At 70.1% G+C, this 22711-nt stretch carries 18 protein-coding genes; 11 read left to right on the top strand and 7 right to left on the bottom strand.

Annotation, left to right across the window (positions count from 1 at the left end; genetic code table 11):
• Positions 1-107: 107 nt before the first annotated feature.
• From LZK98_RS07835 to LZK98_RS07810, 6 genes are all read right to left on the bottom strand, one after another.
• A complete protein-coding gene (locus LZK98_RS07835; RefSeq protein ID WP_233785838.1) occupies positions 108-3317 on the bottom strand; it encodes an autotransporter outer membrane beta-barrel domain-containing protein in 3210 nt (1069 codons plus the stop codon).
• Between the two features lie 78 nt (positions 3318-3395).
• Complete coding sequence (locus tag LZK98_RS07830) at positions 3396-5879, bottom strand: TonB-dependent receptor domain-containing protein (RefSeq protein WP_233785837.1); 2484 nt, start codon at positions 5877-5879, stop codon at positions 3396-3398.
• Entirely contained in the window at positions 5855-6781 is a 927-nt protein-coding gene (locus tag LZK98_RS07825; RefSeq protein WP_233785836.1) for a FecR family protein, read from the bottom strand. Before LZK98_RS07825 ends, LZK98_RS07830 begins: the two co-directional genes overlap by 25 nt.
• Positions 6782-6817: 36 nt before the next feature.
• Positions 6818-7333, bottom strand: a complete 516-nt coding sequence (locus LZK98_RS07820) for an RNA polymerase sigma factor (protein WP_233785835.1) — start codon at positions 7331-7333, stop codon at positions 6818-6820.
• Positions 7334-7428: 95 nt separating this feature from the next.
• Complete coding sequence (locus tag LZK98_RS07815) at positions 7429-8334, bottom strand: FecR family protein (RefSeq protein ID WP_233785834.1); 906 nt, start codon at positions 8332-8334, stop codon at positions 7429-7431.
• A complete protein-coding gene (locus tag LZK98_RS07810) occupies positions 8331-8861 on the bottom strand; it encodes an RNA polymerase sigma factor (RefSeq protein WP_233785833.1) in 531 nt (176 codons plus the stop codon). The genes LZK98_RS07815 and LZK98_RS07810 overlap by 4 nt, the downstream gene beginning before the upstream one ends.
• 178 nt (positions 8862-9039) lie before the next feature.
• Here LZK98_RS07810 and LZK98_RS07805 point away from each other — a divergent pair, with 178 nt between their 5' ends.
• From LZK98_RS07805 to LZK98_RS07755, 11 genes are all read left to right on the top strand, one after another.
• Positions 9040-12411, top strand: a complete 3372-nt coding sequence (locus LZK98_RS07805) for a TonB-dependent receptor (RefSeq protein ID WP_233785832.1) — start codon at positions 9040-9042, stop codon at positions 12409-12411.
• On the top strand, positions 12411-14141 hold the full coding sequence (gene ggt / locus LZK98_RS07800; RefSeq protein ID WP_233785831.1) for a gamma-glutamyltransferase: 1731 nt from the start codon (positions 12411-12413) through the stop codon (positions 14139-14141). Before LZK98_RS07805 ends, ggt begins: the two co-directional genes overlap by 1 nt.
• A 128-nt stretch (positions 14142-14269) precedes the next feature.
• Positions 14270-15736, top strand: a complete 1467-nt coding sequence (locus LZK98_RS07795; protein WP_233785830.1) for an amidohydrolase — start codon at positions 14270-14272, stop codon at positions 15734-15736.
• A gap of 99 nt (positions 15737-15835) precedes the next feature.
• Positions 15836-16420, top strand: a complete 585-nt coding sequence (locus LZK98_RS07790) for a DNA-3-methyladenine glycosylase I (RefSeq protein ID WP_233785829.1) — start codon at positions 15836-15838, stop codon at positions 16418-16420.
• A 35-nt stretch (positions 16421-16455) separates the two neighbouring features.
• Positions 16456-17616, top strand: coding sequence for an alpha-hydroxy-acid oxidizing protein (locus tag LZK98_RS07785; RefSeq protein ID WP_233785828.1), 1161 nt, complete (start codon positions 16456-16458; stop codon positions 17614-17616).
• 131 nt (positions 17617-17747) lie between these two features.
• A complete protein-coding gene (locus tag LZK98_RS07780) occupies positions 17748-18854 on the top strand; it encodes a DUF47 family protein (protein ID WP_233785827.1) in 1107 nt (368 codons plus the stop codon).
• Positions 18855-18870: 16 nt separating this feature from the next.
• On the top strand, positions 18871-19884 hold the full coding sequence (locus tag LZK98_RS07775) for an inorganic phosphate transporter (protein WP_233785826.1): 1014 nt from the start codon (positions 18871-18873) through the stop codon (positions 19882-19884).
• A 69-nt stretch (positions 19885-19953) separates the two neighbouring features.
• Complete coding sequence (locus LZK98_RS07770) at positions 19954-20556, top strand: FMN-binding negative transcriptional regulator (protein ID WP_233785825.1); 603 nt, start codon at positions 19954-19956, stop codon at positions 20554-20556.
• Complete coding sequence (locus tag LZK98_RS07765; RefSeq protein ID WP_233785824.1) at positions 20553-21239, top strand: HAD-IA family hydrolase; 687 nt, start codon at positions 20553-20555, stop codon at positions 21237-21239. The genes LZK98_RS07770 and LZK98_RS07765 overlap by 4 nt, the downstream gene beginning before the upstream one ends.
• Positions 21236-21454 carry a hypothetical protein gene (locus tag LZK98_RS07760; RefSeq protein WP_233785823.1) on the top strand — a complete coding sequence of 73 codons (219 nt, stop codon included), beginning with the start codon at positions 21236-21238 and terminating at the stop codon, positions 21452-21454. The genes LZK98_RS07765 and LZK98_RS07760 overlap by 4 nt, the downstream gene beginning before the upstream one ends.
• Entirely contained in the window at positions 21451-22143 is a 693-nt protein-coding gene (locus tag LZK98_RS07755) for an ATP12 family chaperone protein (protein ID WP_233785822.1), read from the top strand. Before LZK98_RS07760 ends, LZK98_RS07755 begins: the two co-directional genes overlap by 4 nt.
• Here the strand turns inward: LZK98_RS07755 and LZK98_RS07750 are convergent.
• Positions 22132-22698, bottom strand: a complete 567-nt coding sequence (locus tag LZK98_RS07750; RefSeq protein WP_233785821.1) for a hypothetical protein — start codon at positions 22696-22698, stop codon at positions 22132-22134. The two genes, LZK98_RS07755 and LZK98_RS07750, sit on opposite strands and share 12 nt — an antisense overlap.
• Between the last annotated feature and the right edge of the window lie 13 nt (positions 22699-22711).

Genomic DNA, 22711 nt, shown 5'->3' with positions numbered 1-22711 from the left:
CATCAATCCGCAGCGGAAAAAGGGTGCGGCCGCGACATTGGGGAGAATGCCGCGGCCGCGATTGTCTGCCGTGCGGGGGACCGGTGCCCGGCAGCCAATCAGAGGGACTAGAGCCCGATCTGGAGCGAGGCGCGGATGCCGAGGACGAAGCGATCCTGCTGCTCCTCGGCGCTGGCCTCGCCGACCAGACGGAAATAATTGTTGCCGCCCATCGCGCGGAGCTTGCCGACCCAGCCGTTGGTGCGGTCCTCCGGTACCAGGGTGAAGGTCTCGCCGCCCTGGAAATGGGCCTTGGTGACGCCGAGCTCGCCGCCGACGATCTGGCGCCGGCCGCCCTCAGCCTCGACGCGGAACCAGCCCTCGTCGCGCTCGTAGAAGCCCATGAAGTCGATGCCGGCCGCCATCGCGCCGGTGACCGCAAGCTCGTCGCTGGTGCGCCCGGCGACGGTCAGGTTCATTGCGGTGCCGCCGCCGGTCTCGGTGTAGCCGTCCTCCTTGAGCTTGTAATAGTCGACCGCCGCCGACGGGCGGATGAAGAACATCGCGCCGCCGCTCTCGTGCGAGACCGCCGCCGAGAAGGAAGTCAGCTTGCCGCCCCAGCTGCCCTTGGCGACACGGCTGACCGCCTCGGTGCCGATCGATCCGTCGAAGCGGCGGGTGCTGTCGAAGTCGATCTTGGCCAGCGACGCGCGGACATTGGCGGCGAAGCCGTTCCAGCGCCCCTTCCAGTAGCTGCCGAGCTCGTACTGGTTGCCCATCACGTCGTTGTCGGTGCTGTTGTCGTTGTCCTGGCTCCACATGTACGCGGCGTAGACGCCGACGTTGCCGAAGCCGGTCTTGGTCTCGACGCCGCCCGCCGCGGTCCAGCCGCCGGCATTGTAGCCCGCGGTCGCGTCGCGATCCTTGGACGTGCCCCACACGGTCGAGGTGACCCAATAGCCCCAGTTGCCCTCGTCCTTGAACGGGCCGTGCGGGTCGGAAACCATGCGGGCGACGCTGCGCGAGCCCTGGGTCGCCGCCTCGAACGCGCCGCCGGCATGGTCGGGCAGGAGCTGGCGGAGCGAGCCGCGGAACACCTCGCCGTCGGTGATGTTGAGGAAGGCATCGCCGACCTTCTGATCGGTGCCGAGCGCCGTGTAGATCGCGTTGAACGCCGAGCTTTCCGAGCGGTTGAGCTCGAGCTCGGTGGTGGTCTTGCGGACGACGTCGACCGCGAGCTGGTTGGCGACGCTGGTGTTCAGCGTGCCCTTGAGGAGATAGGGCAGCAGCACCGAGCTGGTCTTGAGCTTGTCGGCGCCGGTCAGCGAGCCGGCCTGCAGGACGACGTAATGCCCCTCCACGTCCTTGATGCTGGCGACCTTCAGCGCCAGCGTCGCCCCATCGGCGAAGCTGGCGTTGCCGGCGACGTTGATCATCGTTCCGGTGCCGCCGGTCTTGTCGAGCGTGACGGCGAGTACGCCGCTGGCCCCGACGTTGAGCGAGGCGATCGACGCGGTCTTGGTGACGTCGAAGGCACCGTTGGTGACGGTGACGGCCAGGCCACCGGCATTGGCCAGCGAACCCGCGAACAGCGATCCGCCGTCGATCGTCAGCACGTCCGATCCGCCGCCGAAGTCCGCCGACCCGGTGAACTTCGAGGTGCCGGTGAGCGCCAGCGTGTCGTTGCCGGCGCCGAAGGTGGCCGCGCCGGTGTAGGTGCCGTCGCCCGACAGCGCCAGGCGGTTGTTGCCGGCGCCGAATGACACGTTGCCCTTGACTGCGCCGTCGGCGATGTCGAGCACGTCGTTGCCGGTGCCGAAGCGGATGTCGCCGGTGATCGAGGGCGCGGTGACGCCGCTCGCCACCGCGGTCTGGCGGACGGTGGCGCCGCTGGTGTTGGCCGAGAGGTCGATCGCGACGTTGCGGGTCGAATCGGCCTTGGCACCCGAGGCGGAGATGGTGCCGCTGTTCTCGACCAGCACCACGCTGCCCGACCGGTCGAGGATCGCGGTGGCGGTGCCGTCGTCGCCGCCGGCGACCGCCTTGATCGTGCCGCTGTTGCGGATGGTGCCGACCGAGGCGCCCTGGTCGATCAGGATCGCGGTGGTCAGCGAGGTGGTCGACTTGCCGCCGGCCGCGCTGATCGTGCCGCTGTTGCGGATCTCGGGCACGGTCGCCTGCGCGCCGATGCGGATCGCGGTCGCGCTGGCGCCGTTGCTGTTCGCCGAGACGGTGCCGCTGATGCCCATGCCGCCCGCGACCGTCACCGCGCCGCCGCGGCCGCCGATCACCAGGCCGTTGCCGTCGATGCCCGAATAGACGCCGTCGCCCTTGATCGTGCCGTCGATGATGATGCCGAAGCCGGTGCCGGTGCCCGCGACCGGGCCGATGGTGATCGCACGGTCGGTCGCGCCGATGACGACTGCCGGCGCCGCGCCCTGTGAGGAGACGGCGGCGCTGCCTTCCTTCGAATCCTCGATGCCGTCCTTGTCCTCGTCGTTGTCGGTGGTGCTGTTGTCCTTGGGCGGCACCGCGAAGATGATGCCGCCGCCGACATTGCCCGAGACGATCAGCGCCGAGCCGCCCTGGAGCAGGTCGTCGCCGTCGAGCTTGGAAGTATCGGTGGGCGCGGTCGGAAAGCGATAGCCGCTCGAGCTGATCGTGCCCTGCACCACCATTGCGCCGGAGATGTCGCCGGCGAAGCGGGCGCCGATCGCGTCCTTCCCCTGCGCGGTGACGGTCCCGGCGAGGCGCACGTTGCCGTTGATCGCGCCCGCGTCGACGCCGATCGAGCGGTCGCCGATGACCGTCGTCTTGCCGTCGTGGGTGAAATTGCCGGTCAGCGGGCCGCCGAGGCGGATGCCGGCGGAATCATTGCCTTCGACGGTGATGACGCCGGCCGTGCCGTTGACGATGTTGCCGGTGTAGGCGCCTTGCGTGCGGATGCCGGCGCGGTTGCCGCCGACCGCGAAGGGGCCGTCGGCGTCGCCGTCATTGTCGGCGTCGGCCGCGGTATAGGTCTCGTCGATGGTGATCGCGCCGTTGTTGGTGATGCCGCCGCCGGTGCCGGCGTTGGCGCCGATGCCGATCGCGCCGTCCGAATTGGTGATCTGGATGGTGCCGCCGTTGGTGACGGCATGGTTGGTGTCGACCGTGACCGCGGTACCGCTGGCCGGCTTGACCGAGCCCTTGTCGGTGATGTTGATCGCGTCGGGCGTGCCGTTCTTGATGGTCGAGGTGCTGATCGGCGTAGTGCGCGCAGTATCGACATTGGTCTGCGCGGCGGCGGGCGCCGCCATCGCGGCGAGCGCGGTGGAGGCAAGCAGGTAACGACGCATCAAGGGTCCCTTTTGCAGATGTTCTGATCTGCAGGACGGAGCCGATCGGCCGGCGCCTTGGCCGGTCCGCGATTTTTTTCAGAAGCTGGCGTCGAGACCGAGGCGGACGGTGCGCGGGCGCAGCGGCGTGATCTGGTCGCGTCCGGTGGTGAAGGGCGTGCCGAGCGCAAAGCGATTGCCCTCGACATCGGCGATGTTGGTGACGCTGAGCGTCGCGCCGATCCCCGGCGTGCCGATGCGGACGGTGAGGCCGCTGTCGAGATAGTCGCCCTGCCGCGCGCCGAGCTCCGGCCCGACGCCGAGCCGCGACGGACCGACGTAACGTACCCATCCGTTGGCGGTGAGCGAAAGATCGCCAATGAGATGCCGGCGATAGTCGAGCCCCGCCCGCCCGCCGAAGCGTGCGATGTTCGGCACCTGGTTCATCCGCGCGATCACCGCGAGCGCCCGCTGCCCGGCGCTGACCGGCGTCGCCGGCAGGCCGATGGCGTAGTCGAATGTCGGGGTCGAGATCGAATAGGGGAAGTCGCGCGCCGGCTCGTCGATGCGGCTGTCGTTGTAGCTGACGCCCGTGTCCAACCTGAGGCCCGGCGCCAGGCGCACGCTGGCGGCGGCGCTCAGCGACCAGATGCGGCCGTCGCCGATGTTCGCAGTGCTGGGCAGGCCCGTCGCGTCGATGAAGTCGGCCTGGATGTCGCGCCAGCGCGTGTAGGACAGGCTCGCCGACAGCGCGAACGGGTCCGAGCCGCGGCTGCCGTGGCGCGCGCCGATCTCGATGCTGGAGGCGCGGTCGTTGCGGAAGCGGCGGACGAAATCGGCTTCGACCGCGAGGCCGCCCGGGCGGAACCCCTCCTGATAGCGCACATAGATGCTGGTGCGCGGCAGCACCGCGGCGATCACCGACGCCGAGGGCAGGAAGGCGGTCTCGACCCGTCCCGCGGTCATTTCCGCGCGGGCGTAGGCGAGCGTCTCGGTCGTCGCCGGGGCGACGTCCTCACCCGCGCCGTCGAGCTCGGAGCGCGTGTAGCGCGCGCCCGCCGTGGCGGTGAGGCCGGGCACCAGCTCGACGCTGCCCTCGCCGAACAGCGACAGCTCATCGACGCGGTTCTCGACGCCGGTCACCGGCTGCGGGTCCTCGGGCGTGCCGAGCTCGCGCGACAGCCGGGTGGTGTTGTGGGTGAAGCTCACGCCCACCATGCCGCCCCACCCGTCCGCCATCGGCCGCCATAGCCGCGTCTCGTGCGCGATCATCGTGGTGTGGTTGTGCTGGACGAACAGCCGTGGCGCCTGATCCGGCAGCGTCGCGTCGTAGCGCTCCTCGAGCACCTGTCGGGAGATGCCGGTGGACGAGCTCAGCTTGAGGTCGCCGATCGGCCCGGCGACGACGACCTGCCCCTGCGCATAGTCGGCGTCGAAGCCCTCCTCCGTCCGCGCGGCGCGGGTGAGCGGCGGGCCATCGCGATCGGCGTACTGGCTGTCCTCGCCGCGGGTGCGCTGGCCGAGGCCGATCAGGTCGACCGTCCAGCCACCACCCGCGTCGAAGCGCAGCGCCGCACGGCCGCCGGAGATGCGGGTGCGGTTGACGTCCTTGCGGTCCAGCAGCGGCTTGTCGATGTAGCCACCCTCACTGGCGACGTCGGCGACGAGGCGGAGGCCCAGCCGCCCTTCCTCGATCGGCACGTTGAGCACCGCGCTCGCATCCGCTCCCGGTGCGCCATGCCAGGTCGCCGAGCCGCCGAACGCGATCGAGCCGCTCACTGTGTCGAGGTCGGGAGCGTTGGGCACCAGCCGGATGATGCCGCCGAGCGATCCCGCGCCGTAAAGCGTGCCCTGCGGCCCCTCCAGCACCTCGACCGCGGCGAGATCCGTCAGGCGCAGGTCCGGGTCGGGCGCGTTGTAGCTGAGGCGGAGGTCGCCGAAATATTGCCCGACTGTCGATTGGGTCGGGCCGGTGAAGCTCGAATCGGCGATGCCGCGGATGAACAGCTTGTTGCGGCCCGCACCGAGATGGGTGGAGGAAACGCTGGCGACGCGCGCCACCAGCCGGTCGGTGCCGCCGGCCCCGCCGAGCGAAAGCTCCGCCCCGTCGATGCGCGAGACCTGCCCGGCGAAATCGCGGAGCGTCAGGTCGCGCTTGCTGGCGGTGACGACGATGTCGGGTTGCGGCACCTCCACCACCGGTGCGGGAGGCAGTGGCGGAGGCGCCTTGCGGGGCACGGCCACGACGCGCGGGCGCGGCGGCTCGGGACGACGCGCAACCAGGCGCCAGCCGGTCGGACCGGCCGGCTGCACCTCGGCATTGGCGGCGCGGGCGAGCCTCTCCAACGCCTCCCGCGCGGTGTAGCGCCCGCGCAGCGCCGGCACCCGCCGGCCCCACAATGATGCATCCGCGACCGCGATGTTGGTGCCCGTCTGCCGCCCGAGCGCGAGCACAGCATCACCCAGCCTCCCCGCTGGCAGCACCAGCGCGACAGGTTCCGCAAGAGCGGGTGCGGCGGCGACCAGCACGGCCGCCGCGAGGATGCGGGCAGCGGCGATCACGGTCCTGCGGTCAGCACCCACCCTTCGCCCGACCGTTTCGCCGCAACGCCGAGCAGCGGCGCGACGGCGGCCGGGTCCTTCCTGAGCGTGGCCACGGCGAGCGTGCCGCGGAACGGGCGCTCCGCGACGTCGGGCGCGGCGGCGATCGACACGCCGAGCGCCCGCGAGAGATCGGCGGCCACTTCGCCGATCGGTTCGCCCTGATAGCTGAGCCGGCCCTCGCGCCAGCCGCCGACCGCCTCCGGCTCGATGCTGGAGAGGCGAAGCCTGTGCGCCGCCGCGTCGGAGACCAGCGCCTTGCCGGGGTCGACCCGCACCGCCTCACGGCCCGGGTTGAAGACCACCGCGCCCTCCGACACCGCGACGCGCATCACGCCGGCAGTGCGCTTGACGTCGAAGGCGGTGCCGACGTCGACCAGCTCGTCGCCGCCGACCTTGACCCGGAACGGATGCGCCGCATCGTGCCGAATCACGAACATCGCCTGCCCGCGCTCGAGCGTGGCGACGCGCTCGTCGCGATGATCGAGCACCAGCCGCGTGCCGCCGGCGAGTTCGATCGTGCTGCCCTCGCCGAGCGTCACCGTGCGGGTGCTGCCGGCGGCGGTCTCGATCGCATAGGGCTGCGGCTGCAGCGTCCAGGCGCCGTAGCCGACCACGCCGGCCAGCGCCGCAGCGATGCCGGTGCCGATCAGCCAGCGGCGTTGGGGACGCGCGGGAGCCTCGACCGGCTCGGGAGCAGGCACGGCACGCAGATCGTCGGCAGCTTCGGCGACATGGCTCGCGATCGCGTCGTAGCGGGCAGCACGTGCAGGATCGCCTTCGAGCCAGAGAGTGAAGGAGTCCCAGTCGTCGAACGCCGGATCGGCGGTGCGGACGGCCCACGCCAGCGCTTCTTCATCGATACGGTCACGCGGCTCGGCCATTACAATCTCCTAGCCGACATGACGGAGACATGCGCGTCAAACCTCATCGAGCCGCTCCCTGAGCTCGGCGAGCGCGCGATAGGCCTTGCGCAGGTCGCCCTCGACGGTGCTGAGGCTGACGCCCAGCTCGCCCGCGATCTCGCGCTGAGCGACGCCGTCGATGCGGTGGCGGCGGAAGATGGTGGCGACGCGCGGCCCCAGGGCATCGAGCGTCTCGGCGACCCGTGCCGCCGCCTGCCGTGCGGCGATCACCCGCTCGCCCGAGGGCTCATCGGACGTGCCGGGAACGGTCGTCCCCTCGGCCTCGCTCCAGTCGCGGTCGCGCTGCTCGGCCTGGCGGCGCGAGCGGTAGCGGTCGATCATCAGCGTGTCGGCGGCGCGATAGAGATAGGCGAGCGGCGCCGCCACCGGCCCGCTGCGCGCCGCGGAGACCTTGAGCCACAGCTCGTGCAGCAGGTCCTCGGCGCCGTCGCCCGCGCCGCGCGCGCGCAGGAAACGCAACAATTTGTCGCGATTGGCCAGGAAGACGGCCTCGAGTCCGGCGGGTTGCATGGGCGTTCGGGCGGCGCGAGCGGATCACAGCTTCAGGAAAAGCGCGGCGATAGCGGTTTGCCGCGATGGTTGGAAGCGGGCGCGAGGCCCGCGCCTCACCTTTCCGATCGGATCGCCACCGCATGGGGATCGGCGACGAGGTCGCGGATCGCCGAGGTATCGCCCTGATTGATCACCCCATAGACCGGGATCGATCCTGCCGCGGGATCGGTCAGCACGACGCGGTCATTGGTGTAGCGGTTGATCTCGGCGATCACCTCCCGCAGCGGTTCGCCGTGGAAGACGAGCTGGCCGCGCGTCCAGGCGGTCACCCCCGCGACGTCGACCGCATCGGCCTGGCGGATGAAGCCGGTGCTGCCGCTCCCGCTGCGATCGACCCCGAACGCCAGCCGCTCGCCCTTGCGCGCGAGCTTCTCGATCGGCTCGGCATCGCCGCCGCGCGTGCCGTCGGCGAGCGCGATGCGCACCACGCCCTCGACCACCGTCACCTCGGCCTCGCGCCTCCCCACCGCCACGTCGAAGGCGGTGCCGACCGCCTTCACCTCGCCGTGGCGGGTCTCGACGACGAACGGCCGCGCCTTGTTGTGGGCGACCGCGAACAGCGCCTCGCCCTCCGTCAGCCGCAGCCGGCGCTCGCCGGGCGTAAAGGCGATCTCGACGCGGCTGTCGGCGGCGAGCGTCACCGTCGACCCGTCGGCGAGCTGGACGCGCTTGCGCTCGGCATGGCCGGCGGCGATGCTGCGCACTTCGTCCCGCTCGGCCGGCGTGCGGGCGATCCAGCCGACGCCGCCGAACACCGCCACCGCCAGCGCCGCCGCGGCGGCCCAGCGCGGCCATGACCGGCGCGGACGCTCGGGGATGCCGGGATGCTCGAACCCGCCGAGCCACGACCAGAAGGCCGCCGCCTCGTCGCGGTCGGCCGGATGCAGCCCCGCCTCACGGCCGTCGAGGAACGCCTCGAACACTGCCGGCGCACGGCTGCCGAGCCTGTCCCTGGTCACGCGCCGCGCTCCATCAGATGGGCCAGGCGATCGTAGAGATGCGCGACGGCGTGGGTCAGGTGCTTCTGCACCATGCGCGGGCTGATCCCCAGCTCGCGCGCGATCTCGCCGGTACCGCGTTCGTCGAAGCGACGCATCACGAACACTTCGCGGCAGCGCGGCGACAGCTCGTCGAGCGCCGCAGCCAATGCGGCCTGAAGATCGGCGACGCGGCGGCCGTCCTCCTGCGCGGCCGGGACCGGCGGGTCGATCTCCGGGCCGAGCGGCACCGTCGGCGCGGCGCGGCGATGGCGGTCGACGATCAGGTTGGCGGCGATGCGGAACAGATAGGCGCGCGGCTCGTCCAGCGGCTGCTCGCGCTGGGTGGCGACGAGGCGGGCGCAGGCCTCCTGCACCAGGTCGTCGACCTCATTGGGGTCGTCGACGCGCCGGGCGATGAAGGCACGCAGGGCCGCGCGATAGGCATCGACGTCGGCGCTGCCCGCCGCGTCGATTGCCCGTGCCCCTGCCTGTCCCGCCGTTCCCACGCCGCCCCCTTTGCCCAATGCCGTCAATGCCATGACGCGGAGAATGCGCAAAGGCGAACCAGTCGGTTGCGACATGACGAAAAAAATCTGCGTCGCGGGGTTCGCATTTGCGGCGCAGCGGCGTCGTATACGGAACGAGCGTCCTGGGGAGGGCGCCAAAACAAGGGGGGAAAACCATATGAATACCCGCCATCTGCTGCTCGGCAGCGCGATCACGACCGTGATCGCCGCGCCCGCTGCCGCTCAGGCTGCGGAGACCGTCCGCGTTGCCATCAGCCTGCCGGCCGGACGGCTCGACAAGGCGCTGCTTCAGGTCGCCCAGCAGACGGGCGTGCAGCTGGTCTTCACAGATCCGGCGATCGCCCGCGCAAGAAGCCCGCGGCTGTCGGGCCGCTACACCGCGCACGAGGCGCTGGACGCGCTGCTGGCGAAGAGCGGCTATACGTGGCGCTACACCGGCCCCAACAGCGTCCGCGTGATCGCGCGCGAGACGGGCGCCGTTTCGGCGATGCGCCCGATCGCGCTGGTGCAGGAGACACCGGCAGCGGCGCAGACCCCCGCCCCACCCGGGGACGCCTCGACCGTCAGCGCGGAGCAGGCGGTGGAAGGCGACCAGCCCGCCGAGCCCGATATCGTCGTGGTCGGCACGCAGATCCGCGGCAGCAAGGTCACCGCGGCGCTGCCGGTGACGGTGGTCGATCAGGCGCAGATCGGCGCCACCGGCGCCGTCTCCGGCGACGAGCTGTTCCGCTCCATCCCGCAATTGGGCGACGTCAGCTTCAACTCGAGCTATCTCCCCAACAGCTCGAACTCGGCCCGCGGCGACGTCGGCTCGGTCAACCTCCGCAACCTTGGCGTCGGCAACACGCTGGTGCTGCTCAACGGCCGCCGCGTGGTCAACCACCCGACCAGCCGCGCCGACGAGAATCTGGTCCCCGTCCTCACCTACAACACCAACGCCATTCCGGTGTTCGGCCTCGAGCGCCTCGAAGTGCTGCGCGACGGCGCGGCGGCGATCTACGGCTCGGACGCGGTGGCCGGCGTCGTCAACACCGTGCTGCGCTCGGACTATACCGGCGTCGAGGCGGAGGGCCAGGTCGGTTGGGCCGAGGGCACCAACATGATCGAGAGCAACCTGCACCTGCTCGTCGGCCACAATCTCGGCAGCCGCGGCAACGTCACCCTGTTCGCGAGCTACGACCACCGCACCGCGCTCAACGCGCGGGAACAGGACTATACCGCCTCGGCCGACAAGTCCCCATTGTTCGTCGGCACGCCGTTCGAGGGCAGCACGCAGGTCGACGGCCGCAGCACGATCACGCCCTGGGGGTCGTTCCAGGTCTATCGCAACACGCCGGTTCGCCAGAACGGCACGCTGATCACCAACAACTCCGGCCAGTTCCATATCCAGCCGGGCACCAACGCCGGCTGCCTGGCCCAGCTCGGCAGCGGCATCTGCATCGACGACGGCACCAACTCGGCCGCCGCCGACCGCAACCTGCGCTTCGACGCGCCGCGCGCCTACAACACCACGGTGATCCCCGAGGTCGAGCGTGTGAACCTCTTCCTCAACGGCCATTATGAGCTGACCGACGGGCTCGAATTCTTCGGCGAGGCCGGCTATTACCGCGCGGAGACCGACAGCTACCAGGCGCCGACCGGCACGCTCTCGTCCGGTCCGCTCGTGATCCCGGCGAGCAGCTACTACAACCCGTTCGGCCCCGTCGGCAGCCCCAACCGGCTGCCCGGCATCAACGCCCCGGCGGCCGGCCTGCCGGTCACGCTCAGCAGCTACAATTTCGCCGACGTCGGGCCCAATCTGGTCGAGGTGCTCAACACCCAGTACCGCCTGCTCGGCGGCCTGCGCTTCGAGGCGCTGGGCTTCCGCTGGGAAAGCGCGCTGCTCTACTCCGAAGCGCGCGTGCGCGACCGCTCCGACGGCATCAGCCAGACCCTGCTCCAGAAGCAGCTCTCGCTGACCACGCCCGACGCCTACAACCCGTTCAACGGCGGCAATCTGCTCGACGTGAGCGGAGCTGACGCCACCTTCAGCAACCAGGCCGCGATCGACGCGATCAGGATCAAGACCACCCGCGTCAGCAAGTCGACGCTGGCGATGTGGGACATCAAGGGATCGAAATCCGACCTGTTCCAGCTCCCTGCCGGCAACGTCGGCATGGCGATCGGCGGCGAGGTCCGCCGCGAGACCCAGCTCGACGACCGCGACCCGCGGGTGGACGGCACCATCCAGTTCGTCGACGCGGTCTCCGGCGCCGTCAACGGATCGGACCTGATCGGCACCAGCCCCTCGCCCGACACCAAGGGCCACCGCACGATCGCCGCCGCCTATCTCGAGTTCGCGGTGCCGGTGGTCAGCCCGGAGATGAACGTCCCGCTGATGCGCTCATTGGAGCTCCAGCTGGCCGGACGCTTCGAGCATTACAGCGACGTCGGCTCGGTCGCGAAGCCCAAGATCGCGGCGGCGTGGGACGTAGTGAACGGCGTCCGCTTCCGCGGTTCCTATGCCGAAGGCTTCAAGGCGCCGAACCTGGAGCAGGTCAACGCCACCGTCGTCACCCGCTCCAACACCCGCACCGACTATGTCCGCTGTGAGGCACAGCTTCGTACCGGCGTCATCAAGAGCTTCGCCGATCCGGCCTGCATCGGCTTCTCCACCTCGGCGCAGCGATCAGGCAATCCCGATCTCAAGCCCGAGACTTCCAAGACCTGGACCGCGGGCGTGGTGTTGGAACCGCACTTCCTCGACGACGCGATCGGCCGGATCACCTTCACTGCCGATTATTGGCACATCCAGCAGAAGGGCATCGTCGGACTGTTCGGCGAAGGCAATGCACTCATCAACGACTATCTGCTTCGCGTGCAGGGCAGCAGTGATCCGAACGTGATCCGCGCTGCTCCCACGGCGGAAGACATCGCCTTGTATCAGGGAAGCAACCTCGCACCGGCCGGCCGCGTGCTCTACGTCAAGGACCAGTACGTCAATCTGCTGCCGCAGGAGGCGGCCGGCATCGATCTCGGCCTCAACTGGCAGCTGCCGGATTTCGGCGCGGGCCGGTTCGACTTCGGCGTCAACGCGGCCTATCTCGACAAGTTCTTCCTCCAGCCCTCGCCGCCGGTTCAGGCGCTGATCGACGCCCGCGCGGCCGGCACCATCAACCCGGACACCAACATCGCCGAGGCCGGCGACCGCATCCGCCAGAACGGCAAGCCGCGCTGGAAGGTGACCGGCACCGCCACCTGGACCTATCGCGAGTTCCAGATCGGCGCCTTCACCCGATATACCAGCGACGTCCTCGACACCGGCCTGTTCGACGCGACCAACGGCAACTGGGTCATCGACGACCGGATGACCTTCAACCTCTACGGCCAGGTCACGATCGGCGACGACAGCGCCGGCCGCTATCGCCTGCGCATCGGCGTCCGCAACCTCACCAACGAGCAGCCGCCGCTGTCGTCCGAAGGTTATCTCGGCTCGATGTACAACCCCTACGGCCGCTACTGGTACGCCAATTTGCGGGCATCGTTCTGATGCGCCGCATCCCAGCCCTGCTCGGCCTCCTCGCACTTTGCAGCCCCTTAGTCGCGCAGGAGGTCGAGCAGACCGCCCGGCCGGTCACCGGCGGCGACATCGTCGCCTATGATCAGATTCATAAGCCGGCGATCGGCCGCGGCGGCATGGTGGTGAGCCAGAACAAGCTCGCCGCGGCGGTCGGCGCCGACATCCTGCGCAAGGGCGGCAATGCGGTGGATGCCGCCGTCGCCACCGCCTTCGCCCTCGCCGTCACGCTGCCGCGCGCCGGCAACATCGGCGGCGGCGGCTACATGCTGATCCATATGGCGGCGAAGGACGGCAAGCCCGCCCAAACCATCGCGATCGACTATTACGGCCAGGCCTCGCGCCACACGACGCCCGACCTGCTGCTGGGACCCGACGGTAAGTTCGATCAGGCCAAGGGCTGGTCGATGAAGGGCGTGGCGATCCCCGGCACCGTCGCCGGCCTCTGGGAGGCGCACCGCCGCTTCGGCGCGCTGCCCTGGGGCACGCTGCTGGCGCCGGCCATCGCAATGGCGGAGCGCGGCGTGATCCTGTCCGACGACGAGGCGCAGGCCACCGCCGAGCAGAAGAAGGCGATGAGCAGGGACGCCGCCGCCATGGCCGCGTTCTTCAAGCCCGACGGCAGCGCCTATCGCCCCGGCGAGCTGTGGAAGCAGCCCGATCTCGCCGCGACGCTCAAGGCGATCGCCGCCAAGGGCCGCGACGGCTTCTATAAGGGTCCGGTCGCCGCGAAGATCGCGGCCGGCATGAAGGCGGGCGGCGGCGTGATCGACGAGAAGGACCTCGCCGATTACCAGGCGATCGTCTCCGAGCCGATCTGGTCGAGCTACCGCGGGAACCGGATCGCCTATATGCCGCCGACCGCCTCGGGCGTCAGCGTGGCGGAGGCGATGAACATCCTGGAGAATTTCCCGGTGCGCGAGGCGCGCTGGGGCAGCGTCGCCAACCTCCACCTGCTGTCGGAGACGATGAAGATCGTCGCCGCCGACCGCCGGCTCGTCGGCGGTGGTCCCGACTGGCGGACGCCGGCGAAGGGCCTCGCCAGCAAGGACTATGCGGCCGAGCGCGCCAAGCTGATCCGCCCCGACGCCTCGCTGGGCGCGAAGACGCTGCCGGACGGCAATCCCTACCCGTACGAGAGCAAGGACACGACGCACTTCTCCGTCGTCGACGCCGCGGGCAATGCCGTCAGCAACACCTACACGCTCTCGGCGTCCTACGGCGCGCATGTCGTGGCCCCCGGCACCGGCATCCTGCTCAACAACTCGCTCGGCAACCTCGCCTGGGGACGACGGGCAGAGGACGGCAAGGCGACGCTGCCGGTACCCGGCAAGCGCGTCGGCTCGACGATCACCCCGCTGATCGTGTTCAAGGACGACAAGCCCTGGCTGGTCACCGGCACGCCCGGCGGCGGCTATATCATCGCGACGATGGTGCAGCTCCTGTCCAACGTGATCGACCACCGCCTCAACGTCGCCGAGGCCGCGGAGCGCCCGCGCATGAACCAGGCCGGCGGCGACGCGCCGCTCGAGCTGGAGGACGGCTATTCGCCCGACATCGTCACGCTGCTCGAGGCCAAAGGGCACAAGGTGCGCACGTCGAACACGATGGGCAGCGTCCAGTCGATCATGGTCGACGGCGAGCGGTTCCTCGGCGCCGCCGACACGCGGCGGCCGGATGCGGCAGCGGTAGGAGCGCGCTGAAACTCCCTCTCCCCTTTTGGGGAGAGGGTCGGGGAGAGGGGCAGTGCGGCAGGCGACGGTCTCTGCGAGGCTCCTCCCCCTCTCCCAACCCTCTCCCCAATGGGGAGAGGGCTTTATAGGATGACCAGATGAAGCTCGCTCTCCTCGCCTCCACCGCCCTCCTCCCCCTCGCCGCCCATGCCCAGGTGCTGCCCGATCCGCAGCGCGGCGCTATCCTCGCCGACGTCGACAAACGCGCCCCCGCCTTCGCCGCGACCGCCAAGCAGATCTGGAACTGGTCCGAGGTCGGCTATCAGGAAGCCAAGTCCTCCGCCCTGCTCCAGTCGGAGCTCAAGAAGGGCGGCTTCACCGTCACCGCCGGGGTCGCCGACATCCCCACCGCCTTCGTCGCCAGCTTCAAGAACGGCAGCGGCCCCGTGATCGCGATCCTCGCCGAATATGACGCCCTCCCCGGCCTCGCCCAGCAGGCGGTGCCGACCCGCACGCCGATCGCCGGCAAGGCGGCGGGGCACGGCTGCGGCCACAACCTCTTCGGCGCCGCCAGCGTCACCGCCGCGCTGGCGATCAAGGACTGGATGGTCGCCAATAAGGTTCAGGGCGAGCTGCGCGTCTACGGCACGCCCGCAGAGGAGGGCGGTTCGGGCAAGGTTTACATGGTCCGCGCCGGCCTGTTCGACGACGTCTCAGCGGTGCTGCACTGGCATCCGGGCGACGCCAACGGCGTGTCGACGGGCAAGAGCATGGCCAACATCTCCGGCAAGTTCCGCTTCCACGGGGTCTCCGCCCATGCCGCAGCGGCGCCCGAGAAGGGTCGCTCGGCGCTCGACGGCGTCGAGGTGATGAACGTCGCGGTCAACTATCTGCGCGAGCACGTCCCGTCCTCGACGCGCATCCACTACGTCGTCACCAAGGGCGGCGAGGCGCCGAACGTCGTCCCTGACTTCGCCGAGAGCTATTACTACGTCCGCAACGTCGATCCCGCGATCGTCAAGGACGTGTGGGAGCGGGTGAAGAAGGCCGCCGAGGGCGCCGCGATGGCGACCGGCACCACCGTCGACTACGAGATCACCGGCGGCGTCTATTCGATGCTGGCGAGCGAGACGCTGGCCAAGGTGATGGCGCGCAACCTCCAGGCGGTCGGCGGCGAGCAATGGACGCCGGAGGAGACCGCCTGGGCGGCCGAGCTCCAGAAGACGCTGCCGACGCAGAAGTCGCTCGATTCGGTGACGCGGGTCTCGCAGGGCGAGCGCGGGCCGGACGGCGGCGGTTCGACCGACGTGTCGGACATCAGCTGGACGGTGCCGACGATCGGCCTCAACACCGCGACCTGGGTGCCGGGCACGCCCGCGCACAGCTGGCAGGCGGTGGCGGCCTCGGGCACCGGCATCGGGGTCAAGGGCGGCGTGGTCGCGGCCAAGACGATCGCCCTGACCGCCGCCGAGCTGTTCGGCAGCCCCGAGGTGCTGGCCGAGGCCAAGGCCGAGCTCGACAAGGCACGCGGGCCGGACTTCAGATACCAGGCGATGCTCGGCGACCGGAAGCCGGCGCTCGACTATCGCGCGCCGACGCCCGCGTGGGAGGGTGGAGCGAAGTAACCCTCCCCGTCATCCCGGCGAAAGCCGGGATCTCATGCGGAAACGCGATACGGCTTGAGATCCCGGCTTTCGCCGGGATGACGGATATAAGGTCGATCCATGACCGATTCGACCCTTCCCCAAGACCCTCATGCCGGACACCGCTGCCGCTGGTCGGAAGGCGATGCGCTTTACCGCGCCTATCACGACACCGAATGGGGCGTGCCCGAGCGCGACCCGCGGATGCTGTGGGAGACGCTGATGCTGGAGGGCTTCCAGGCCGGGCTTGCCTGGATCGTCATCCTGCGCAAGCGCGAGGGCTTCCGCCGCGCCTTCGCCGGCTTCGATCCGGCCAAGGTCGCGCGCTTCGGCGAGACGGACGTGGCGCGGCTGATAGCCGACCCTAGCATCGTCCGCGCCCGCGCCAAGATCGAGGCGACGATCAAGGGTGCGCAGCTCTACTGCGACATGGCCGAGCGCGGCGAGAGCTTCGCCGATTTCGCCTGGTCCTTCACCGACGGCCGGGTGCTGAAGGGCGACGGCCGCACCGTCCCCGCCTCGACGCCGCTGTCCGAGACGATCTCGAAGGAGCTGAAGCGCCGCGGCTTCAAGTTCGTCGGGCCGACGATCGTCTATGCCTGGATGCAGGCGACCGGCATCGTCAACGATCACGCCGCCCATTGCTTCCGCCGCGATCAGGTCTGACACTCGCCGCCGACACATAGGCAGGCGAGAATGCGATGGCCCATTACGGCGACTATCAGAACGAGATCTACGGCGCGGGGCTGCGCGGGATCGTGCCGAAGCTGCCGGTCGACCATGCCACCCTCTGCGCACGGGCGAGCGCGGCGATGCCGCCGCATGTGCTGAACTACGTCCAGGGCGGCTGCGGCGACGAGTTCACCCAGGAGGAGAACGCCCGCGCCTTCAACCGCTGGGGCATGGTGCCGCGGATGATGGTCGACTGCACGACGCGCGACCTGTCGGTCGAGCTGTTCGGCCTCGCCCTGCCCGCCCCGATCTTCATGAGCCCGATCGGCGTCACCGGCATCGTGACGCAGGACGGCCACGGCGACCTCGCCGCCGCCCGCGCCTCGGCCATGGCCGGCGTACCGCTCTGCGCCTCGACCCTGTCGAACGATCCGCTGGAGGCGGTGATCGGCGCATGCGGCGACACGCCCGCCTTCTTCCAGCTCTATACGCCCAAGAACCCGGAACTGGCAGAAAGCCTCGTCCACCGCGCCGAGGCGGCGGGCTACAAGGCGCTGGTGGTGACGCTCGACACCTGGGTCACCGGCTGGCGCCCGCGCGACCTCAACGCGGCCAACTTCCCCCAGCTGCGCGGCGCCGTCCTCACCAACTACACCTCCGATCCGGTGTTCCGGAAGCTGCTCGGCAAACCTCCCGAGCAGGACCCGGCCGCCGCGGTGATGCTGTGGGCGGGATTGTTCGGCAAGGTGCTGACCTGGGACGACATGGCCTGGCTCCGGTCGATCACGAAGCTGCCGCTGGTGCTGAAGGGCATCTGCCACCCCGACGATGCCCGCCGCGCGATCGATCTCGGCGCCGACGCCGTCTACTGCTCCAACCACGGCGGGCGCCAGGCCAACGGCGGCCTCGCCGCGATCGACATGCTGCCCGACGTGGTCGCGGCAGCGGGCGATGTGCCGGTGCTGTTCGATTCGGGCGTGCGGTCGGGCAGCGACGTGGTGAAGGCGCTCGCGCTCGGCGCCCGTGCGGTCGGGATCGGGCGGCCCTACACCTACGGCCTCGCGCTGGGCGGTGCCGAGGGAGCGGCGCATGTGCTCAAGTGCATCCTCGCCGAGGCCGATCTGCTGATGGCGGTGAACGGCTATCCCGCTATCGCCGACGTCCGCGCGGCCGGCGCCCGGCGGCAGTAGCGTGAACCGGCATTGACGGACCTCGCCCCCGACCCTAGCCGCATGTGACGGATTCGTGACAGCGCCCGCTGCACGGCCGGGAAGGTCTCAAAGGGGTCACGGGGAACGCCGTCATTCGCCAGATTGCCGCCTTGCCCTATCGCGCCGACGGACCGGCGGCCGATGCGGCCGTGCGCGTGCTGCTGGTCACCTCGCGCGAGAACAAGCGCTGGGTGATCCCCAAGGGCAACCCGCCGCCCGGCCTCACCCCCCACGCCGCCGCCGCGCTGGAGGCGGAGGAGGAGGCGGGCGTCCGCGGCCTCGTCTGCCCGACCCCGCTCGGCTCCTATCGCTATCGCAAGCGGCGCGCCAACGGCGCCTCGCTGATGGTCGACGTCGACGTCTTCCCCCTTGCCGTCAACGACGAGCTCGGCAGCTGGAAGGAACAGTCGCAGCGCGAGCGCCGCTGGTTCGCCTTGCCCGACGCCGCCGAGATCGTCGACGAGAGCGACCTGCGCGATCTCATCCGCTCCTTCGGCCCGTCCGAGTTCAAGGCCGCCACGCGCCGCGCCGGGATGCTCGGCGCGGTCGCCGCAACCTCGAGGATCAGCCCCATGTTCGCCTGGTTCCAGCGCCTGCTGCCCAAGACCGGCAATTTCTTCGACCTGTTCGAGGCCCATGCCACCACCGTCGTCGCCGCGGCGGACGCGATGGCGCGGCTGATGCAGGGCGGCCCCGCCGCGCCCGACCATATCCGCGAGGTGATCGAGCGCGAGCACGACGCCGACGACATCATCCGCGAGGTGCTGCAGACGGTCCGCCAGACCTTCCTCACCCCGTTCGACCGCGGCGCGATCATCAGCCTGATCGGCGCGATGGACGACGCCATCGACGAGATGCAGGCGAGCGTGGCCGCGATCGACCTCTATGAGGTCACCGCGTTCGAGCAGGAAATGCAGGACATGGTGGCGATCATCGTCGACGCCGCGCGATTGACCGCCGAGGCGATGCCGCTGCTGCGCGACGTCGGCCGCAACGGCGCCCGCCTCCACGAGCTCACCGAGCGGCTGGTCCGGATGGAGAGCCAGGCCGACGACATCCACACCGCCGGCGTCAAGCGCGCCTTCAAGGAGCAGGGCGCGAGCGACACGCTCGGCTTCATCGTCGCACGCGAGATCTACAAGCATCTCGAGCGGATCGTCGACGCGTTCGAGGATGTCGCGAACGAGATCGACGGCATCGTGATCGACCACGCCTGAGCCGGCCGCCAGCCCCGTGCACGACCTCGCCCTCCCGCTGCTGATCGGCCTGATCGCCGTCGCGCTCGCGTTCGACTTCCTCAACGGGCTGCACGACGCGGCCAACTCGATCGCGACGGTGGTGGCGACGCGGCTGCTGAAGCCGGTCCACGCCGTCGCCTTCGCCGCGGTATTCAACTTCGCCGCCTATTTCCTCACGATCGCCTTCCCCAGCCTGCACAAGGTCGCCGAGACGATCGGCCAGGGCCTGATCGCCAAGGAGCTGGTGACGCCGGCGGTGGTGTTCGGCGCGCTGGTCGGGGCGATGTTCTGGAACGTCGTCACCTGGCTCAAGGGCATCCCCTCCTCCTCCAGCCATGCGCTGGTCGGCGGGCTGATCGGCGCGGGCGTCGCCCATGCCGGGCTGACCGGGGTGCAATGGGGCGGGCTCAACAAGACGCTGGTCGCGATCGTCCTCTCGCCGACGCTCGGCATGATCCTGTCGATGCTGATCATGCTGGTGACGAGCTGGCTGTTCCGCGGCGCCACCGCGCGCGGTGCCGAGCGGACGTTCCGCGTCCTCCACCTCATCTCGTCGGGCGCCTATTCGCTGAGCCACGGCCTCAACGACGCGCAGAAGACGATGGGGATCATCACCGTCCTGCTCTATTCGACCGGCTATCTCCACGGCGCGTTCGAGGTGCCGCACTGGGTGGCGATCAGCTGCTACGTCGCGATCGCGCTGGGCACGCTCACCGGCGGATGGAAGATCATCGAGACGATGGGCTCGCGCATCACCAAGCTCTCCCAGCACCAGGGCTTCAGCGCCTCGCTCGGCGGCTCGATCATCCTGTTCGCGGCGTCGTGGATGGGGATCCCGGTGTCGACCACCCACACCATCACCGGCAGCGTCATCGGCGCCGGCACCGCGCGCCGCGCGTCGGCGGTGCGCTGGGGGGTGGCGGGGAACGTGATGGTGGCGTGGGTCATCACCATTCCGGCCTCGGCAGCGGTGGGGGCGCTCTTCTACCTGCTGGCGACACTCTTCTAAGGCCGTCCGATCGAGATCGGTCGCCCCTTTCACTTTCGCACCGGCCGCAATCGGGATTAGAGGAGGCCGATGCACCCCAACCCTGCCTTCCACTGGGAAGATCGCGACGCGATGCGCCAACTCGTCGCCGAGATTGGCTTCGGCGCGCTGTTCGCCGGCACGCCCGACGGCCCGCGCGTCGCGCATGTGCCGATGGTGTGGCTCGATGAGGCGACGCTCGCCATGCACATCGCCCGCGGCAACGGCATCGCCCGTCATCTCGACGGCGCGACCGCGCTGTTCAGCGTGATCGGCCCGGACGGCTATGTCAGCCCCGATTGGTACGGCCTCGGCAGCAGCGAGGTACCGACCTGGAACTATGTCGCCGTCGAGCTCGAAGGGACGATGCGGCGGATGGATCGCGACGAGCTGGTCGCGCAGGTCGACCGGCTCTCCGCCGAGCAGGAGGGGCGGCTCGCACCCAAGGCGCCGTGGACGCGCGCCAAGATGGACCCGAAGAAGTTCGACGCGATGCTGAACGCGATCGTCGGTTTCCGGCTGGAGGTGACGGCCTGGCGCGGCACGCTGAAGCTCGGCCAGAACAAGCCCGAGGCGGCGCGGTTGGGCGCGGCGGACGGGCTCGAAGCCTCCGGCCGCCGCGGCATCGCGCATTGGATGCGGTCGCTGGCATGAACCGGCTCGCACTGTTCGATTGCGACGGGACGCTGGTCGACTCGGGCGCCAACATCTGCCGCGCGATGGAGGAGAGCTTCGCCGGCCACCGGCTGGAGGTGCCGTGCCGCGAGGCGATTCGCCGCATCGTCGGATTGAGCCTGGTCGAGGCGGTGGCGGCACTGCATCCCGAGGGCGACGATCCGCTCCACCAGAGCCTCGCGGCCGAATACAAGCGCGTGTTCCTGGCGATGCGCGGCAATGGCGAGCTTGCGCCGGAACCGCTTTATCCCGGCATCGCCGAGGCGATCGCGGCGCTCGACGATGCCGGCTGGGTGCTCGGCGTCGCGACGGGCAAGTCCGACCGCGGGCTGCTGCTGATCCTCGAGCATCATGGCCTCAGGCACCGTTTCGTCACGCTGCAGACCGCCGACCGCCATCCGTCCAAGCCCCATCCGGCGATGGCCGCCGCCGCGATCGCCGAAGCCGGGGCCGCGCCCGAGACCACGGTGATGATCGGCGACACCAGCTTCGACATGATGATGGCGGCGAATGCCGGCGCCCATGCGGTCGGGGTCGGCTGGGGCTATCATCCACCCGAGGAACTCGCCGCAGCCGGCGCGTTGCAGGTGGTGGCCCACGCCGATCAACTGGCAGCAACGCTGCTTGCCTGCCTCGACCGGCCGGCTATGGCGGCACGATGAGCACCGAGCGCACCGCCCGCAACCGCTGGTTCGCCATCGTCGGCGTCCGTTGTGCCGCGGCCGCCGGCGCGGTGCTGGGGATCATCCTCGCCGCCCGCGCGCCCGATTGGACGAGCAAGGGGATCGGCATCGCGCTGGTGCTCGCCGCGCTCTACGTGATGGCGGTAGTGCCGCTCGCGCTGGCGCACCGGTGGCGCACGCCGCCCGATCAATGAAGCGGTTCTGGAAAGAGGTCGCTGTCGTCCGCGAGGGCGACGGCTTCGGCATCGCGCTCGACGACCGCCCGGTGCGCACGCCCGGCCGCACGCCGCTGGCGGTGCCGAGCGAAGCACTTGCCGAGGCGATCGCGGAGGAATGGCGCAGCGTCGGCGAGACCATCGACCCGCGCGCCATGCCCCTCACCGGCCTCGCCAATGCCGCCATCGACCGGATCGCGCCCGATCCGGATGCCTTCGCCGCGGGCCTCGCCCGGTATGGCGAAAGCGACCTCCTCTGCTACCGCGCCGAATCGCCTGAACCGCTGGTCGAGCGGCAGGGCGCCGCCTGGGACCCGCTGCTCGATTGGGCGCGCGGCCGCTACGACGTGCATTTCGAGACCACCGCGGGCGTGATCCACCGTCCCCAGCCCGAGGCGACGCTCGCGCGGCTGCGCGAGGCGGTGACGCACCTCGGCCCCTTCGAGCTCGCCGGCCTGTCGCCGCTCGTCACCGTCACCGGCTCGCTGGTCGCCGCGCTGGCGCTGCTGGAAGGCGCGGCCGATGCCGACACCGTCTGGCAGGCTAGCCGCATCGACGACGACTGGCAGGCCGAGCAATGGGGCGAGGACGAGCTCGCCCGCCAGGCGGCCGAGGCCCGCCGCGCCGACTTTGATGCCGGTGCGCAGTTCCTGAGGCTACTCGGTTAGCGGCGCCGCCGGCCTCGGCAGCATCCAGGCGATCACCGCGCCCGCCGCCAGGAACGACAGCACGTCGCAGACGAAGCTGTAGATGAAATAGTCCGACGGCCCGTGATTGAAGACGATCTGGCCAAGGTCGAGATAGGCCGGAATGGCGATGGCGAAGAGGCCGATCAGGGTCAGCCGCCGGCCGAAGCTCAGCCCAGCCGCGACGCGGTGGATGGCGAAGGCGATCAGCACCGCAGCGATGATCGCGAGGATCAACCCGCCGATCAGCGAACTGCCGTCGACCACCGGAAAGCCGCTCGCGTTGAAATGGACCATCGCCACCGGGCCCTGCGCGTAGAGCCCGCTTCCCACCTGCGTCCCGGGCCAGGGCACGGCATAGACGCCGGTCCCGGTCGGCCCGAGCTGCTGCGCCAAGGTAGATTGGACCGCCGCATTGGCGGCATCGGGCGCGACGCTGAGCGCGAGCCGGTTGAGCGGCGTGCCCCAGAAGATGAAACCCACGACCCACATGGCGACCCCGCCCAGGATGCCGCCCAGCAACGCTCGTCCCATCATCGTCGCTCTCCCT

Source organism: Sphingomonas cannabina, assembly GCF_021391395.1.
Lineage (GTDB): Bacteria > Pseudomonadota > Alphaproteobacteria > Sphingomonadales > Sphingomonadaceae > Sphingomonas > Sphingomonas cannabina.
Note: the sequence above shows the minus strand (reverse complement) of the source record. Positions and strands in the feature narration are given on the sequence as shown.